Source organism: Streptococcus sp. 53 (assembly GCF_013276565.1).
Taxonomy (GTDB): domain Bacteria; phylum Bacillota; class Bacilli; order Lactobacillales; family Streptococcaceae; genus Streptococcus.
Genome location: NZ_VMLG01000014.1, coordinates 22,021 through 39,107, shown reverse-complemented (window position 1 = coordinate 39,107; position 17,087 = coordinate 22,021). Strand labels below are relative to the sequence as shown.

Here is a 17,087-nt window from a genome sequence, read left to right as displayed (position 1 = left end):
AAGTTCCATACCTAAACTTTGAGCCTAGGTCTCAAAGTTTCCGAACACCTGAAACCAAGCTATTTCAGGTGTTTTCATTACGGCGGAAAGTCTGGGAAAGTCTTCGATTTAGTTATGAAACGGTGAATGATACTCTTCAAAAATCTCTTCAAACCACGTCAGCGTCGACTTGTCGTACTCAAGTACTACCTGCGTCTAGCTTTCTAGTTTGCCCTTTGATTTTTATTGAGTATGAGTTTTCTAAATTATGATGTATAGTTGATGGGATATAACTTGTTTACCTTTTAAAAAAGAGCCGATTGGCTCTTTTTACTTATCTTTAAGTTCCTGTGTTTCTTTGATCACAGCTAGTCTAGTCTGGATATCTTTTTCCAAGACCTTAAACTTGTAAGTCAGGTCTTCTTGGTATTCCTTGATGAGTTCTTTTTGTTGGTCGATGATTTGCAGGCTGTTTTGGATAATATCCACATCATCCTTGATAGCTTGAACGCGGTCAGTGGTATTCAAGACTTCATCTGTGATGGTTTGGCGATTTTTTGTGATCAGATAACTTCCAGCTGCAGCTCCTGCAAATAACAGTAGGTTGGATAATTTCATGGCAACTCCTTAGGCGTTTTTGATAGTTTCAGCAACTTGAGCAAGTTTGTCAAAGTCTGGTTCGTGGGCGATAAAATCAATCTTGAGGTCATCGTCTGCACTGTAGCGAGGCACGAGGTGAACGTGGGTATGAAAGACGGTTTGTCCTGCGATTTCTTCACAGTTGGCAATGATATTCATACCAGCAGCCTTGGTAGCTTTCATGACTTTTTGAGCTACTTTTGGTACTTGGGCAAAGAGTTGGCTGGCGCTAGTAGCGTTCATTTCCAAAAGATTGCGATAGTGTTCTTTTGGCACGACCAAGGTATGTCCTGGTGTCACTTGAGAGATATCAAGAAAGGCAAGAACCTGCTCATCTTCGTATACTTTTGAAGCAGGAATTTCCCCTGCGATGATTTTACAAAAAATGCAATCTGACATAAAATCTACCTCTACTGTATTGAATTTTGATATAATATAGCTACATTATACCAGATTTGGAGAAAATATGTTAGAAATTAAAAACCTGACAGGTGGTTATGTTCATGTCCCTGTCTTGAAAGATGTGTCCTTTACTGTTGAAAGTGGGCAGTTGGTCGGTTTGATTGGTCTCAATGGTGCTGGTAAATCGACGACTATCAATGAGATTATCGGTCTGTTGACACCTTATAGTGGTTCCATCAATATCAATGGCTTGACCTTGCAAGAAGACGCGACTAGCTACCGCAAGCAGATTGGCTACATTCCTGAGACACCTAGTCTGTATGAGGAATTGACCCTCAGAGAGCATATCGAAACGGTTGCTATGGCTTATGGTATTGACCAGAAAGTGGCTTTTGATCGAGTGGAACCTTTGTTAAAAATGTTCCGTCTGGACCAGAAATTAGATTGGTTCCCTGTTCATTTTTCAAAAGGGATGAAGCAAAAGGTCATGATTATCTGTGCTTTTGTGGTGGATCCGAGTCTCTTCATCGTGGATGAGCCTTTCCTTGGTCTTGATCCGCTGGCTATTGCGGACTTGATTCAGCTTTTGGAAGTGGAAAAGCAAAAAGGCAAGTCCATTCTCATGAGTACCCACGTGCTGGATTCGGCTGAGAAGATGTGTGATGCTTTTGTCATTCTTCACAAAGGGGAAGTGCGTGCCAAGGGGAATTTAGCGCAACTGCGCGAAGCCTTTGATATGCCTGAGGCTAGTTTGAATGATATTTACTTGGCTCTGACCAAAGAGGAGGAGCTATGAAAGACTTGTTTTTAAAGAGAAAGCAGGCTTTTCGTAAGGAGTGTCTTGGTTATTTGCGCTATGTTCTCAATGACCACTTTGTCTTGTTCCTGCTTGTTCTGCTGGGCTTTCTAGCCTACCAATACAGTCAACTCTTACAACATTTTCCTGAAAATCATTGGCCTATCCTTTTATTTGTAGGAATTACGTCTGTTTTACTTTTGCTTTGGGGAGGAATTGCCACCTATATGGAGGCTCCAGACAAGCTCTTTCTCTTGGTCGGAGAAGAGGAAATCAAACTCCATCTCAAGCGTCAAACTGGCATTTCCCTAGTCTTTTGGCTCTTTGTACAGACCCTTTTCTTGCTTTTATTTGCGCCCCTATTTTTGGCAATGGGTTATGGTTTGCCTGACTTCCTAATCTATGTGCTTTTGTTTGGGTTAGGTAAATATTTCCTCTTTCGTCAAAAGGCCAGCAAATTTTTCACTGAAAATAGACTGGACTGGGACTATGTTATTTCTCAAGAAAGCAAGCGTAAGCAAGTCTTGCTTCGTTTCTTTGCCCTCTTTACGCAGGTCAAGGGAATTTCAAACAGCGTCAAGCGTCGTGCCTATCTGGACTTTATCCTAAAGGCTGTTCAGAAGGTGCCTGGAAAGATTTGGCAAAATCTCTATCTGCGTTCTTATTTGCGAAATGGAGACATCTTTGCCCTCAGCCTTCGTCTGCTCTTGCTTTCCTTGCTGGCGCAGGTCTTTATCGAGCAAGCTTGGATTGCGACAGCAGTGGTAGTTCTCTTTAACTACCTCTTGCTCTTCCAGTTGCTGGGCCTCTATCATGCCTTTGACTACCAGTATTTGACCCAACTCTTTCCACTGGACAAGGGGCAAAAGGAAAAAGGCTTACAGGCTGTAGTCCGAGGATTGACCAGTTTTGTTTTACTTGTGGAATTAGTTGTTGGGTTGATTACCTTCCAAGAAAAACTAGCCCTTCTAGCCTTACTGGGAGCTGGTTTGGTTTTACAAGTTTTGTACCTACCTTATCAGGTAAAACGTCAGATGCAGGACTAACATTTCTTATATGACACTAAAAAAGAAGTTGAGTTCAGTTTGTCTCAACTTCTTTTATTTTCTACAGGATAATGGTTGGTCCGTAGAGACTCAACTTGGTCTTGACTTGGTCAAAGTGGAAGCGGTCATAGGTCCGCCAAGCGGCGCGAGTTGGAGCGTCTGGATTGAGAGCGCTGAGTCCCATGAGAAGACTGGAAGTCTGGTAGAATTTTTCCAGTTCAATCAAGACTCGATTATCCACTGTTTCAGCCTTAGCTAGAAAGCCAAGAATAGAGTTTAATTGCTCCTGAAAGCGGACGTCGTCAGCGGTTGCCTGTTTGCATGCTTGGTAGGCTTTGTTTAAGTCAGTAATCAAAGTCTGAGCTCTTTTGATGGGGTCTGTATCTGTCATGAGAATTCCTCCTCTAATCTGGGTGCTAGTCTTGGTTCTAGCAACTGTATTTTGATACTGTCAGTCTATCACTTTTATCTCCTTTTTCACCATCAAATCTTTAATTGTTCTTGAAATTTCCTGAATGGTACTGTTAAGATTTTATGATAAAATAGTTGTAAGATTATCATGCTTATTTGAGGAACAAGCTACCCTTCAGGAGCGTTAAAGGTCTGTTTAGGATTTGGTGGGCTTGTATCATAGTATTTTTGCTATTCTCTTTTTAGGAAGAAATCGAAACAAGGAGAGTAAGAAGATGAGAATATTTGTTTTAGAAGATGATTTTTCCCAACAGACTAGGATTGAAACGACGATTGAGAAACTCTTGCAAGAACATCAGATCATTCCTAGCTCTTTTGAGGTATTTGGCAAGCCAGACCAGCTGCTGGCAGAGGTGCATGAGAAGGGAGCCCATCAACTATTCTTTTTGGACATTGAGATTCGAAATGAGGAGATGAAGGGTCTGGAAGTGGCTAGAAAGATTCGGGATTGGGATCCTTATGCTCTCATCGTCTTTGTGACGACTCACTCAGAGTTTATGCCCCTGTCTTTTCGCTACCAAGTGTCTGCTTTGGACTACATTGATAAGGCCTTGTCAGCAGAGGAGTTTGAATCTCGTATCGAGACAGCCCTCCTCTATGCCAATAGTCAAGATAGTAAAAGTCTGGCGGAAGATTGTTTTTACTTTAAATCAAAATTTGCCCAATTCCAGTATCCTTTTAAAGAGGTTTATTATCTCGAAACATCGCCCAGAGCCCATCGTGTTATTCTCTATACCAAGACGGACAGGCTGGAATTTACGGCGAGTTTAGAGGAGGTTTTCAAGCAGGAACCTCGTCTCTTGCAGTGCCACCGCTCATTTCTCATCAATCCTGCCAATGTGGTTCGTTTGGATAAGAAAGAAAAACTCCTTTTCTTTCCCAATGGTGGAAGCTGTCTAATCGCGCGTTATAAGGTCAGGGAAGTATCTGAAGCTATCAATAACTTGCATTGAGCTAGGAGAGTTTATGAATATTGCTTGGATATTATTGTATACGCTTATTACTAATGGGCTAAAAATTGTTATTTTCTTTAAGGTAGATGGAATTGGTCTCAATTTTGAGAGAATTTTTAAGGCCTTTCTTTTTAAGCTACTTTTGGCAGTTGTTTTTGTAATGATTAGCTATATAGTAGGAAATGATTATCTATCTTATTTTATGGAACCCTTGTACGGTATAGGTTTGTCTTTCTTACTGTTAAGAGGGCTTCCTAAAAAACTCCTTTTCTTTTATGGTCTCTTTCCAATTATATTGGTGAATCTCTTTTATAGAGGGGTCTCCTATTTTGTGCTTCCATTTTGGGGACAAGAAATTGTAGATAAAGGTAGCAATCCTATCTTTTTATTGATGACGATATTCGTTTGCTTCATAGTTTTAGTCTTTTTGAAATGGTTGGACTATGATTTCACTAACTTGAGAAAGGAGATTCTCGATAAAGGTTTTCAAAAGTCCCTGACCAGGATTAACTGGATAATGGGGGCTTATTATCTAGTGATGCAAAGTCTGTCTTTCTTTGAATATGAACAAGGTATTCAATCAACGACTGTTCGCCATCTGATTCTAGTGTTTTACTTGCTCTTTTTTATGGGGATTATCAAGAAACTGGATACCTATTTGAAGGACAAACTCCATGAGAGATTGGACCAAGAGCAGGCCTTGCGCTACAGAGATATGGAGCGATATAGTCGGCATATAGAGGAACTTTACAAGGAAGTCCGGAGCTTTCGCCATGACTACACTAACCTCTTAACCAGCTTACGTCTGGGCATCGAAGAGGAGGATATGGAGCAGATAAAAGAGGTCTACGACTCCGTCTTAAAGGATTCCAGTGAAAAATTGCAGGACAATAAATATGACCTTGGACGACTCGTGAATGTTCGTGATAAAGCCCTCAAAAGTCTCCTAGCAGGGAAATTTCTAAAAGCCAGAGATAAGAAGATTGTCTTTAATGTCGAAGTTCCAGAGGAGATTCAGGTCGAGGGGATGAGCTTGCTTGATTTTCTAACCATTGTGTCTATCCTTTGTGACAATGCTATTGAAGCTAGTGTAGAAGCCTGTCAACCTCATGTTTCAATCGCCTTTTTAAAAAATGGGGCACAGGAGACCTTTATCATCGAAAACTCCATCAAAGAAGAGGGCATCGATATTTCTGAAATCTTCTCCTTTGGAGCAAGTTCTAAAGGGGAGGAGAGAGGAGTTGGTCTCTATACCGTCATGAAAATTGTGGAAAGCCATCCCAATACCAGTCTCAATACCACCTGCCAAAATCAAGTCTTTCGTCAGGTTTTAACAATTCACTCGATGTCAGTTGATGATTAGAAGATTTGTTGAAAGAAGTACTGCCCAAAGTCATCAATTAAAATACTATAGTATGCGAGGTATATTAAATGAATAAGAAATCCTATTTTGTCATCTGTTCTACGTTGATTATAGCGTCGAATCTTCTCATGATTTCCGTGGTGAACAAGGGAGAAGAAACAGGGAGCAATCTGTTTGTGATTGCTATAGCCTGTGTTATGTTACCAGTCTTTTTATATGCAGTTGAAAACCAACTGACTTCATTGGTAAGAGTAGAATCAATACTCCTGATTCAGTTGACAGTTATATCCCTACTTCGTCTTATCAACAGAATAGGGAGTACGCCTGAAATCCTCAACATTATCATTACCCTTATCGCTTTGGCAAGTGGGACAGCTGCTATCCTTGTTGCGATTATGAGAATATATGAGAACATACGGAAGTGAGGGTGAGTAGTTTTCTATTTTGTATTTTCATATTGTCAAGTTCCCCAGGGCAAGTATGTTTTTCATGCTTGCTTTTAAATTTTTTACAATTCAAGATGTTTTGATGACCATTTATGATTTGAGTGATCCAAGGATAAAATGAGTGCTATACTAGCAGTGTAAAGGGTGTAGCTAAACTAAGATAAAGCATACATTTAGGAGGAAATTTTATGAAGAGAAAAATACTTATCATTTTCATCTTGTATCTGATTATGTCCATCTTTCTTTATCCGCTTAGGGAGAGTATTTGGTATCAGTTATTTTATACCATAGCCTATATGATTGCGGTTGTGATCTATGTTGCTTTAACTAAAAAGAAAGGAGCAAAGAAATGAAAACTTTTCTTGCTAAAAAACGGAACATCTTCCTTGCGAGATTGTTCCTAGGTCAGTTGCCCTTACTTGTCTCCACTTATCTATTTCTATCTCGTCAGTTTTTAAATTTTTCCTTAGTTTTCCAATTTCTCTTAGTGGTTATCAACTTGGCTTCTATTTTGGTCACTGTTTACCTCACTAGGGAAATGAGGATAAGAGAATTTGAAGATGATGATTTGGTTAGTCCTAGAACCAATCAACTCATGTATATCGGCTTGACAGGCTTTATGTCTATTATTTGTTTGTATAGAGGTATCGCAGCAGGAGAATTCTACCAACAATTAATTGCCTATATTGGCGCTATTCTCTGCTTGCTTATCATGCTTCTACTTATTTGGGGCTTGAAGTATTATAAAAAGTAGCTTGCCTTCCTCTTTTATCAGGATATTTGAGTAGAAGGCTCTATTAAAAAGTTCGTGAAATAAATGAATGGAGGTATTTAATATGAAATACAGATTATTTTTTGTTATTTTCTTGAGTAGTGTGTTGAATATTCTTTTAGGGAAATTTTTACAAATCTCTAATGTATCGATTGGGTGGATTGTTCTCTACAGTGGATTATTTGAAGCAGGCGTTTTCCTTCTTGCTAATAAAGGGGTGGCGGTAAAAATCAAGGAAGTAGATATTCGAAATCGCTTGAAATTTATTTTTGGAAAAACCTTATGGTTTCAAATTCTTTTGCTCATCTTTTTGATGGTCAAACTTTATCTTGGTTTGGATGCGAGGTTGATTTTATTCTATGGACATATTTTCATTGTCTTTAATGCCTTAATGTATCTATTATCTAGTAGTCAGGTTAGCCTTAAAAAGAACAAGCTGTCTTCTTAATCTTGTAGTAATAGAGCCTGACAAGGTGAGCCATCCTGCCTTGTAGATAGTAGGAGGAGTTATATGAAAAGACACTCTATTCTTTTCAAAACGAGTGCAATTCTTTCTTATTTGTTCCTGTTTTTCGGATTGTTTTGGACAACCAAATTTTGGAGCAATTATTGGGAGTTCTCGTCTTGGGTAGGAAATCTTATCTGGATTCGAAACATCATCAGCCTTCTCTTTATCTGCTTGATGATTTGGATTTTGGTCAGGTCGGGCCATGCTTATCTCTTTCGCGTCCCTAGGAAAAAGTGGTTGAGTTATTCTATTCTGACGGTGCTAGCCGCTGTTGTACTTATCTGCTTTAACTATCTGACAGCTAGACACGTTCAGGGGACCAATGAAGGTTGGAATTTGTTTATTGCCTATAGTGAGACCAATTTTGCGGAGTTTGGTGTTTACCTAACCTTAATCGTGCTAGGACCTCTGATGGAAGAATTGGTGTGTAGAGGACTGCTTCAACATGCCTTCTTTAAGAATTCGAGGTGGGGGCTGGATCTTCTCTTTCCGTCATTCTTATTTGCCTTGCCCCACTTTTCTAGCTTACCAAGTCTCGCAGATATTCTTGTCTATACGGCAGTGGGCTGTCTATTTGCCTGTCTAACACGTTATACGAAGAGTATCTATCCTTCTTATTTGATTCATATTGTTAATAATATCATCGCAAACTTACCATTTTTGCTGACTTTTCTACATAGGGTCTTGGGGTAAAAAAACCAAAGGATTGCTTTTCAGCCATAGAGGAGGTTATCATGTATAAACACTTATTTTTCCTAGATTCAAAAACCTTAGACTGGTTGACACCCTATATTCTGGTCTTGGCTTCTGACACCATTGCCTTTAATGTTTTTGTGCTAACCTTTGTATCTGTTGTGGCCTTTTATTTCCTAAATCCCATGCTAGCTTTAATGGCTATATTCTTAGGGGCTGGCTATGTGGTCGGATTTTGGTTACTCAAATGGTTTGTTTTGGAAAGACTAGAGCTAAAGGATGACGCGTAGGAAGTCTGTTTGGTGAGGAGGATAGTTTTATGGAGTTTTTTGATAAATTTCATGCCTTGTGTTTTGGATTTTTAGTACTACTAATCGTCATTACAGTTCCTTATACGATTAACCACGGGGATTTTTTTCAAAATGAATCTGAATTGATTATTGTAAGTCTTCTAGTAACCTCGCTGAGTGTTGTTTATGCTAGAAAGTTTGAAATGATTTCTTTTGGGATGTTAAGCAAGAAAGACCTTTTGCTTTTCATTGCAATCTTTCTTCTAAGTGTGCTTGAGACGCTGGTTTATATTCATTTCTTCGCTGTTTCTTCTGGCGCAGGAGTTCAACACTTGGCGGAAGTCAGCAGAGGAATTTCCCTGTCTTTGATTTTGATTACCTCAGTTTTTGGACCAATCCAGGAGGAACTCATTTTCAGAGGACTTCTTCAAGGTGCGGTTTTTGACAATTCTTGGTTAGGGCTTGTGCTAACTTCCTCTCTCTTTTCTTTTATGCATGGACCTTCTAATGTCCCTTCGTTTATTTTTTATCTACTTGGGGGCTTGTTGCTGGGCTTTGCCTATAAAAAGAGCCAAAACCTATGGGTTTCTACTCTAGTTCACATGTTTTACAATGCTTGGCCACTCTTATATTATTTATAAAAATCATGAAAGGTAAGCAGAAGACGGTGCTTGCCTTTTTCTTTCTATAATGATACCCAAGCCAATCCAGAGGCTTTTCTTTGAGAATCGGGCGTGGAGCGGTTGACGAATAGGCCAAAAACTAGTAGAATAGTAAGGAAACTTTATACGGAGGAAAGAAATGGATTTGGGTGATAATGAGCTAACACTGACTCCCATACCTGGAAAAAGTGGTAAGGCTTATATGGGTAGCTATCCTGATGGGAAGCGTATCTTTGTAAAAATGAACACCTCTCCAATCCTACCTGGTCTAGCTAGAGAACAAATTGCTCCACAATTATTATGGAGTCGCCGTTTGGCAGATGGGCGTGATATGTGTGCTCAAGAATGGTTGACAGGCAAGATATTGACCCCCTATGATATGAATCGTAAACAAATCGTCAATATTTTAACCCGTCTTCATCGCTCACGTCCTTTGATGACACAGTTGAGTCGGTTGGGCTATGCCATGGAAACACCTGTAGATTTACTACAGTCTTGGCAAGAAACGGCTCCAGATGCTTTGCGTAAAAATCATTTTATCAGTGAAGTGATGGCTGATTTACGTCAGACTATTCCAGGATTTAGAGAGGACTATGCGACCATTGTCCATGGAGATGTACGACATAGTAATTGGATTGAGACAGACAGTGGCTTGATTTATTTGGTGGATTGGGATTCGGTTCGCTTGACCGACCGCATGTTTGATGTGGCCCATATGCTCTGCCATTATATTCCAGAACATCAGTGGAAGGAATGGTTGACCTACTACGGTTACAAGTACAATCAGACGGTATTAAATAAATTGTATTGGTATGGTCAATTGTCTTATTTGAGCCAGATTTCCAAGTATTATATGAACCAAGATTTAGAAAATGTCAATCGGGAGATTCATGGCTTGCGTCACTTCCGAGACAAGTATGGAAAGAGAAGATGAGAGTTAGAAATCGTAAAGGGGCGACAGAATTACTAGAGGCAAATCCCCAGTATGTGGTCCTCAATCCCTTAGAAGCTAAGGGGAAATGGCGGGACTTGTTTGGCAATGATAATCCCATTCATGTGGAAGTTGGAAGTGGAAAGGGTGCCTTTGTTTCAGGTATGGCCAAGCAAAACCCTGACATCAACTATATCGGGATTGATATTCAAAAGTCTGTTTTGAGCTATGCTTTGGACAAGGTGCTTGAAGTTGGAGTACCTAATATTAAGCTTTTGTGGGTAGATGGTTCTGACTTGACCGACTATTTTGAAGACGGTGAGATTGATCGCTTGTATCTGAACTTTTCAGATCCTTGGCCTAAAAAACGCCATGAAAAGCGTCGTTTGACCTACAAGACCTTTTTGGATACCTTCAAACGTATCTTGCCTGAAAATGGAGAAATTCATTTCAAGACGGATAACCGTGGCTTGTTTGAGTACAGCCTAGTTAGCTTTTCTCAGTATGGCATGAAGCTCAATGGTGTCTGGCTTGATTTACATGCCAGTGATTTTGAAGGCAATGTCATGACAGAATACGAGCAAAAATTCTCCAACAAGGGTCAAGTTATCTACCGAGTTGAGGCAGAATTTTAAGAATTAGCCTGAAATCAGGCTGTATAAGTGCTTTTGCTTTACATAAGTTGGCAAACGTGCTATACTAAGAGTAAGAATATGAGAAAGAGAGGCGGGGAAATATCTTCGCCTCTTGCTTATGAGGAGGTGGACGCAATCGCAACAATCGTAGAATTAGTCAGAGAAGTTGTAGAACCTGTCATAGAAGCTCCTTTCGAACTCGTGGATATCGAGTATGGAAAGATTGGCAGTGACATGATTCTCAGTATTTTTGTAGATAAACCTGAAGGAATTACCTTGAACGACACGGCGGATTTGACAGAAATGATCAGTCCTGTCCTAGACACCATCAAGCCAGATCCCTTCCCAGAACAATATTTCCTAGAAATCACCAGTCCAGGCTTGGAACGTCCTTTGAAAAACAAAGATGCCGTCGCTGGAGCGGTTGGGAAATACATCCATGTCGGGCTCTACCAAGCCATCGATAAGCAAAAGGTCTTTGAAGGAACCTTGTTGGCCTTCGAAGAGGATGAGTTGACTATGGAATATATGGACAAGACACGTAAGAAAACTGTCCAAATTCCATACAGTTTAGTATCAAAAGCACGTTTAGCAGTTAAATTATAGAAAAAGAAAGGATAGCTTTTGAGGATTCAAAAGTGAAGAAAACATGAGTAAAGAAATGCTAGAGGCCTTCCGCATTTTGGAAGAAGACAAGGGAATCAAAAAAGAAGACATCATCGACGCAGTAGTAGAGTCGCTTCGTTCCGCTTATCGCAGACGCTATGGTCAATCAGACAGCGTAGCTATTGACTTCAACGAAAAAACAGGTGACTTTACAGTTTATACTGTCCGTGAAGTTGTTGATGAAGTATTTGATAGCCGTTTGGAAATCAGCTTGAAAGATGCTCTTGCCATCAATTCAGCCTATGAACTTGGTGACAAAATCAAGTTTGAAGAAGCGCCTGCTGAGTTTGGTCGTGTAGCAGCCCAATCTGCCAAACAAACTATCATGGAAAAAATGCGCAAGCAAACACGTGCCATTACTTACAATACTTACAAAGAGCATGAGCAAGAAATCATGTCTGGTACAGTAGAACGCTTTGACAACCGCTTTATCTATGTCAACCTTGGTAGCATCGAAGCCCAATTGTCAAAACAAGACCAAATTCCTGGAGAAGTTTTTGCTTCCCATGATCGTATCGAAGTTTATGTTTACAAGGTTGAAGACAACCCTCGTGGTGTCAACGTCTTTGTTAGCCGTAGCCATCCAGAAATGATTAAACGTTTGATGGAGCAAGAAATTCCAGAAGTTTATGATGGAACTGTTGAAATCATGAGCGTGGCTCGTGAAGCTGGTGACCGTACGAAGGTTGCCGTTCGCAGCCACAATCCAAACGTGGACGCTATCGGTACAATCGTTGGACGCGGTGGAGCCAATATCAAGAAGATTACTAGCAAATTCCACCCAGCTCGCTACGATGCTAAAAATGACCGTATGGTACCAATCGAAGAAAATATCGACGTTATCGAGTGGGTAGCAGATCCAGCTGAATTTATCTACAATGCCATCGCTCCTGCTGAGGTTGACCAAGTTATCTTTGACGAAAACGACAGCAAACGTGCCTTGGTAGTTGTTCCTGATAACAAGCTTTCTCTTGCCATTGGTCGTCGTGGACAAAATGTTCGCTTGGCGGCTCACTTGACTGGTTACCGTATCGACATCAAGTCTGCTAGCGAATTTGAAGCCATGGAAGAAGCTGGTTCGGTAGATTTGGAAGCAGAAAACGATACTGTAGAAGAATAAAAGCTGCTAGAGGAGGGAAAGATGAAAACAAGAAAAATCCCTTTGCGCAAGTCTGTTGTGTCTAACGAAGTGATTGATAAGCGTGATTTGCTCCGCATTGTCAAGAACAAGGAAGGACAAGTCTTTATTGATCCTACAGGCAAGGCCAATGGCCGCGGCGCTTATATCAAGCTAGACAATGCAGAAGCCCTAGAGGCGAAAAAGAAGAAGGTCTTTAACCGCAGCTTTAGCATGGAAGTGGAAGAAAGCTTTTATGACGAGTTGATCGCTTATGTGGATCACAAAGTGAAAAGAAGAGAGTTAGGACTTGAATAAGCAAAAGATAAGCAATCTCTTGGGACTTGCTCAGAGAGCAGGGCGGATTATATCGGGTGAAGAATTGGTCGTTAAAGCGATTCAAGATGGCAAGGCCAAGTTGGTCTTTCTAGCCCATGATGCTGGACCCAATCTAACCAAGAAGATTCAAGATAAAAGTCATTATTATCAAGTAGAAATTGTAACCGTGTTTTCAACACTGGAATTAAGCATAGCAGTCGGAAAATCAAGAAAAGTTTTGGCTGTGACAGATGCTGGATTTACAAAGAAAATGAGGTCTCTTATGGAATAGAAGAGGAGGACATGATTTGTCTAAGAAAAGATTGTACGAAATCGCAAAAGAGCTTGGAAAAGAAAGCAAAGAAGTTGTAGCGCGTGCAAAAGAGTTGGGCTTGGATGTGAAAAGCCACTCATCAAGTGTGGAAGAAGCTGTCGCTGCAAAAATCGCTGCCAGCTTTAAGCCTGCAGTTGCTCCGAAAGCAGAAGCAAAACCTGCAGAACAAAAATCAAGTGCAGAAAAGAAAGCCGAAAAATCTGAGCCAGCTAAACCAGCTGTAGCTAAGGAAGAGGCAAAACCTGCAGCCCCAAAAGCAAGTGCAGAAAAGAAAGTCGAAAAGTCTGAACCAGTAAAACCAGCTGTAGCCAAGGAAGAGGCAAAACCAGCTGAGCCAGTCGCTCCGAAAACAGAAAAAGTAGCGGCTAAACCGCAAAGTCGTAATTTCAAGGCTGAGCGTGAAGCACGTGCTAAAGAGCAGGCAGAGCGACGCAAGCAAAATAAGGGCAATAACCGTGACCAACAACAAAACGGAAACCGTCAGAAAAACGACGGCCGCAATGGTGGAAAACAAGGTCAAGGCAACCGCGATAATCGTCGCTTTAATGACCAAGCTAAGAAACAGCAAGGTCAGCAAAATCGTGGAAATGAGCGCCGTCAACAAGGGGACAAACGTCCAAATCAAGCGGCTCCACGTGTTGACTTTAAAGCCCGTGCAGCAGCCCTAAAAGCAGAGCAAAATGCAGAGTACGCACGTTCAAGCGAGGAACGCTTCAAGCAGTATCAGGCTGCTAAAGAAGCCTTGGCTCAAGCTAACAAACGTAAGGAACCAGAGGAAATCTTTGAAGAAGCTGCTAAGTTAGCTGAACAAGCGCAACAAGCACAGCAAGTTCAAGCAGTGGTTGAAGTCGTCCCTGAGAAAAAAGAACCTGCAGTGGATACACGTCGTAAAAAACAAGCTCGACCAGACAAAAATCGTGACGATTATGATCACGAAGAAGATGGTCCTAGAAAACAACAAAAGAATCGAAGTAGTCAAAATCAAGTGAGAAATCAAAAGAATAGTAACTGGAATAACAACAAAAAGAACAAAAAAGGCAATAATAAGAACAACCGTAATCAGACTCCAAAACCTGTTACAGAGCGTAAGTTCCATGAATTGCCAACAGAATTTGAATATACAGATGGTATGACCGTTGCGGAAATCGCAAAACGTATCAAACGTGAACCAGCTGAAATCGTTAAGAAACTTTTCATGATGGGTGTCATGGCCACACAAAACCAATCCTTGGATGGAGAAACTATCGAACTCCTCATGGTGGATTACGGTATCGAAGCCAAACAAAAGGTTGAAGTGGATAATGCCGATATCGAACGTTTCTTTGTCGAAGATGGTTATCTCAATGAAGATGAATTGGTTGAGCGTCCACCAGTTGTAACTATCATGGGACACGTTGACCACGGTAAAACAACACTCCTAGATACCCTTCGTAACTCTCGTGTTGCGACAGGTGAAGCAGGTGGTATCACTCAGCATATCGGTGCCTACCAAATCGTGGAAAATGGCAAGAAGATTACCTTCCTTGATACACCAGGACACGCGGCCTTTACATCGATGCGTGCGCGTGGTGCTTCTGTTACCGATATTACTATTTTGGTCGTAGCGGCAGATGACGGGGTTATGCCTCAGACAATTGAAGCTATCAACCACTCAAAAGCAGCGAATGTTCCAATTATTGTAGCCATCAACAAGATTGATAAACCAGGTGCCAACCCAGAACGCGTTATCGGTGAATTGGCAGAGCATGGAGTTATGTCAACTGCTTGGGGTGGAGATTCTGAATTTGTTGAAATCTCAGCTAAATTCAACCAAAACATCGAAGAATTGTTGGAAACAGTCCTTCTTGTGGCTGAAATCCAAGAACTCAAAGCAGACCCAACAGTTCGTGCGATCGGTACAGTTATCGAAGCACGCTTGGATAAAGGAAAAGGTGCGGTCGCAACCCTTCTTGTTCAACAAGGTACCTTGAATGTTCAAGACCCAATCGTTGTCGGAAATACCTTCGGTCGTGTCCGTGCCATGACCAATGACCTTGGTCGTCGTGTTAAGGTTGCAGGGCCATCAACACCAGTTTCAATTACAGGTTTGAACGAAGCGCCAATGGCAGGTGACCACTTTGCTGTTTACGAGGATGAAAAATCTGCGCGTGCAGCCGGTGAAGAGCGTGCCAAACGTGCCCTCATGAAACAACGTCAAGCTACCCAACGTGTCAGCCTTGAAAACCTCTTTGATACGCTTAAAGCTGGTGAACTCAAGTCTGTTAACGTTATCATCAAGGCTGATGTACAAGGTTCTGTTGAAGCCCTTTCTGCCTCACTTCAAAAGATCGACGTGGAAGGTGTCAAAGTGACCATCGTCCACTCAGCTGTTGGTGCCATCAATGAATCTGACGTGACCCTTGCTGAAGCTTCAAATGCTTTTATCGTTGGTTTCAACGTACGCCCTACACCACAAGCTCGTCAACAAGCAGAAGCTGACGATGTGGAAATCCGTCTCCACAGCATTATCTATAAGGTTATCGAAGAGATGGAAGAAGCCATGAAAGGGATGCTTGATCCAGAATTTGAAGAAAAAGTTATCGGTGAAGCAGTTATTCGTGAAACCTTCAAGGTATCTAAAGTGGGAACCATCGGTGGATTCATGGTTATCAACGGTAAGGTTACCCGTGACTCTAAAGTCCGTGTTATCCGTGACGGTGTCGTTATCTATGACGGTGAACTTGCTAGCTTGAAACACTACAAAGACGACGTCAAAGAAGTTACAAACGGTCGTGAAGGTGGATTGATGATTGACGGCTACAATGATATCAAGATGGATGATGTGATTGAGGCGTACGTCATGGAAGAAATCAAGAGATAATAGAGAAACGATAGCCGATTTGACTCGTCGTCAACAGCGCCTTGATGAACCCTCAGTTCTATCTAAGGCTTGTTTCCTAGATTCAAATGGCTCTAGTTCCTCTATCTAATAAAAATAGCTAGGTCTGCTGGCCTAGCTTTTGGTTCAAAGTAGAGAAAGGAATATCATGGCAAATCATTTCCGTACGGATCGTGTGGGCATGGAAATCAAGCGTGAAGTCAATGAGATTTTGCAAAAGAAAGTCCGTGATCCGCGTGTCCAAGGCGTGACCATCACAGATGTTCAGATGCTGGGGGACTTGTCTGTTGCCAAGGTTTACTACACCATTTTGAGTAACCTTGCTTCGGATAATCAAAAAGCTCAAATCGGGCTTGAAAAAGCAACTGGTACCATCAAACGTGAACTTGGTCGCAATTTGAAATTGTACAAAATCCCAGATTTGACCTTCGTCAAAGACGAGTCCATCGAGTATGGAAACAAGATTGACGAGATGCTACGCAATCTGGATAAGAACTAAAGAAGAGGGGAGACCCTCTTTTTTGGTGGGGGAAAATAGGTGGAATTTGAAATGGAAAAATATTCTTTTAAAAAAGGGATTCTGTATTTTTTAATGTTATCTAATCAGAAAATGCTTTTTTTTTAGGAAATATGATATGATGATTTCATAAATAAAAGGAGATTCTATCAATGAATAACATAAAAAAAGTTTGTCGTTTAGCTTTGCTATGTCTTTCTGTCTCTACCCTAGTTGCTTGTAGTTCTCTTTCTGAAAAGACAAGTAGCTCTTCTAGTGAGAATCAAACAGAAACTTCATCTAGTAGTTCTGAAAAGAAAGGATTGTTTGCCAAAGCAAAAGAAAAACTCAGTTCAAGCGATTTTAACCCACAAGATGTTAGCGATACGACAATTGAGTCTATAAAAACCTATGAAGATTACTTGATTATGAATGAGAAAATAATCGATAATTACTATACAGAAGCAGATGAAGCCTTTAAAGGGACTGTTTTAGAAGATAGTGCTGCTATCCAAGAACTGAAAGATAGCACTAAAAAAGAAATGGAAGATTTGAAAAAACAATATGGTCCACTAAAGAAAGCACCGATTCAAGGGAAAGAAGAAGTGATTAAGACTCTAAAAGATTATCGTGATAATCTACATGAACAAGTGGAGCAGTGGAAAGCTAGTCTTTAATAGGAAGAGTGGAGT

At 40.9% G+C, this 17,087-nt stretch carries 22 protein-coding genes; 19 read left to right on the top strand and 3 right to left on the bottom strand.

What is annotated here, in order from left to right; all coding sequences use genetic code 11:
* Positions 1–309: 309 nt before the first annotated feature.
* Together HT722_RS05505 and HT722_RS05500 are read right to left on the bottom strand one after the other, a co-directional pair.
* Positions 310–597: a hypothetical protein gene (locus HT722_RS05505; RefSeq protein ID WP_173234434.1), complete on the bottom strand. Its 288-nt coding sequence runs from the start codon at positions 595–597 to the stop codon at positions 310–312.
* A gap of 9 nt (positions 598–606) precedes the next feature.
* The gene (locus HT722_RS05500) at positions 607–1,017 is read right to left on the bottom strand and encodes an HIT family protein (protein WP_050275810.1); all 411 of its coding nucleotides are present in this window, start codon (positions 1,015–1,017) and stop codon (positions 607–609) included.
* Between the two features lie 67 nt (positions 1,018–1,084).
* Between HT722_RS05500 and HT722_RS05495 the strand changes: the two genes are divergently transcribed.
* Together HT722_RS05495 and HT722_RS05490 are read left to right on the top strand one after the other, a co-directional pair.
* Positions 1,085–1,816, top strand: coding sequence for an ABC transporter ATP-binding protein (locus HT722_RS05495; RefSeq protein ID WP_173234436.1), 732 nt, complete (start codon positions 1,085–1,087; stop codon positions 1,814–1,816).
* Complete coding sequence (locus HT722_RS05490) at positions 1,813–2,862, top strand: ABC transporter permease (protein WP_173277961.1); 1,050 nt, start codon at positions 1,813–1,815, stop codon at positions 2,860–2,862. The genes HT722_RS05495 and HT722_RS05490 overlap by 4 nt, the downstream gene beginning before the upstream one ends.
* Positions 2,863–2,923: 61 nt before the next feature.
* Here the strand turns inward: HT722_RS05490 and HT722_RS05485 are convergent, their stop codons facing one another.
* Positions 2,924–3,253: a helicase BlpT gene (locus tag HT722_RS05485; RefSeq protein ID WP_173234440.1), complete on the bottom strand. Its 330-nt coding sequence runs from the start codon at positions 3,251–3,253 to the stop codon at positions 2,924–2,926.
* A gap of 295 nt (positions 3,254–3,548) precedes the next feature.
* Between HT722_RS05485 and HT722_RS05480 the strand changes: the two genes are divergently transcribed.
* From HT722_RS05480 to HT722_RS05400, 17 genes are all read left to right on the top strand, one after another.
* Positions 3,549–4,286: a LytTR family DNA-binding domain-containing protein gene (locus tag HT722_RS05480; protein WP_173234442.1), complete on the top strand. Its 738-nt coding sequence runs from the start codon at positions 3,549–3,551 to the stop codon at positions 4,284–4,286.
* Positions 4,287–4,299: 13 nt separating this feature from the next.
* On the top strand, positions 4,300–5,649 hold the full coding sequence (locus HT722_RS05475; protein ID WP_173234444.1) for a sensor histidine kinase: 1,350 nt from the start codon (positions 4,300–4,302) through the stop codon (positions 5,647–5,649).
* A gap of 68 nt (positions 5,650–5,717) precedes the next feature.
* Complete coding sequence (locus HT722_RS05470; RefSeq protein ID WP_173277959.1) at positions 5,718–6,074, top strand: hypothetical protein; 357 nt, start codon at positions 5,718–5,720, stop codon at positions 6,072–6,074.
* A gap of 370 nt (positions 6,075–6,444) precedes the next feature.
* Complete coding sequence (locus HT722_RS05465; protein ID WP_173277957.1) at positions 6,445–6,849, top strand: immunity protein; 405 nt, start codon at positions 6,445–6,447, stop codon at positions 6,847–6,849.
* An 82-nt stretch (positions 6,850–6,931) separates the two neighbouring features.
* Complete coding sequence (locus tag HT722_RS05460) at positions 6,932–7,315, top strand: immunity protein (RefSeq protein ID WP_173277955.1); 384 nt, start codon at positions 6,932–6,934, stop codon at positions 7,313–7,315.
* 63 nt (positions 7,316–7,378) lie between these two features.
* The gene (locus tag HT722_RS05455) at positions 7,379–8,068 is read left to right on the top strand and encodes a CPBP family intramembrane glutamic endopeptidase (protein WP_173277953.1); all 690 of its coding nucleotides are present in this window, start codon (positions 7,379–7,381) and stop codon (positions 8,066–8,068) included.
* Between the two features lie 41 nt (positions 8,069–8,109).
* The gene (blpZ, locus tag HT722_RS05450) at positions 8,110–8,358 is read left to right on the top strand and encodes an immunity protein BlpZ (RefSeq protein WP_173277951.1); all 249 of its coding nucleotides are present in this window, start codon (positions 8,110–8,112) and stop codon (positions 8,356–8,358) included.
* 29 nt (positions 8,359–8,387) lie between these two features.
* Positions 8,388–8,999 carry a type II CAAX endopeptidase family protein gene (locus HT722_RS05445; protein WP_173277949.1) on the top strand — a complete coding sequence of 204 codons (612 nt, stop codon included), beginning with the start codon at positions 8,388–8,390 and terminating at the stop codon, positions 8,997–8,999.
* A gap of 160 nt (positions 9,000–9,159) precedes the next feature.
* Entirely contained in the window at positions 9,160–9,954 is a 795-nt protein-coding gene (locus HT722_RS05440; RefSeq protein ID WP_000363005.1) for a phosphotransferase family protein, read from the top strand.
* Positions 9,951–10,586, top strand: a complete 636-nt coding sequence (trmB, locus tag HT722_RS05435) for a tRNA (guanosine(46)-N7)-methyltransferase TrmB (protein WP_001266094.1) — start codon at positions 9,951–9,953, stop codon at positions 10,584–10,586. The genes HT722_RS05440 and trmB overlap by 4 nt, the downstream gene beginning before the upstream one ends.
* A 126-nt stretch (positions 10,587–10,712) precedes the next feature.
* Positions 10,713–11,192 (top strand): ribosome maturation factor RimP, encoded by a 480-nt coding sequence (gene rimP / locus HT722_RS05430; protein ID WP_173212737.1) that lies wholly within the window; start codon positions 10,713–10,715, stop codon positions 11,190–11,192.
* Between the two features lie 43 nt (positions 11,193–11,235).
* Positions 11,236–12,372, top strand: a complete 1,137-nt coding sequence (gene nusA, locus HT722_RS05425; protein WP_000032274.1) for a transcription termination factor NusA — start codon at positions 11,236–11,238, stop codon at positions 12,370–12,372.
* A gap of 21 nt (positions 12,373–12,393) precedes the next feature.
* Positions 12,394–12,687 (top strand): YlxR family protein, encoded by a 294-nt coding sequence (locus HT722_RS05420; RefSeq protein ID WP_000857562.1) that lies wholly within the window; start codon positions 12,394–12,396, stop codon positions 12,685–12,687.
* Positions 12,680–12,979, top strand: a complete 300-nt coding sequence (locus tag HT722_RS05415; RefSeq protein WP_001041390.1) for a YlxQ-related RNA-binding protein — start codon at positions 12,680–12,682, stop codon at positions 12,977–12,979. Before HT722_RS05420 ends, HT722_RS05415 begins: the two co-directional genes overlap by 8 nt.
* Before the next feature lie 16 nt (positions 12,980–12,995).
* On the top strand, positions 12,996–15,881 hold the full coding sequence (infB, locus tag HT722_RS05410; RefSeq protein WP_173226117.1) for a translation initiation factor IF-2: 2,886 nt from the start codon (positions 12,996–12,998) through the stop codon (positions 15,879–15,881).
* A gap of 166 nt (positions 15,882–16,047) precedes the next feature.
* On the top strand, positions 16,048–16,398 hold the full coding sequence (gene rbfA / locus HT722_RS05405) for a 30S ribosome-binding factor RbfA (protein WP_001273601.1): 351 nt from the start codon (positions 16,048–16,050) through the stop codon (positions 16,396–16,398).
* A gap of 170 nt (positions 16,399–16,568) precedes the next feature.
* Positions 16,569–17,072: a hypothetical protein gene (locus HT722_RS05400; protein WP_173277947.1), complete on the top strand. Its 504-nt coding sequence runs from the start codon at positions 16,569–16,571 to the stop codon at positions 17,070–17,072.
* Positions 17,073–17,087: the final 15 nt, after the last annotated feature.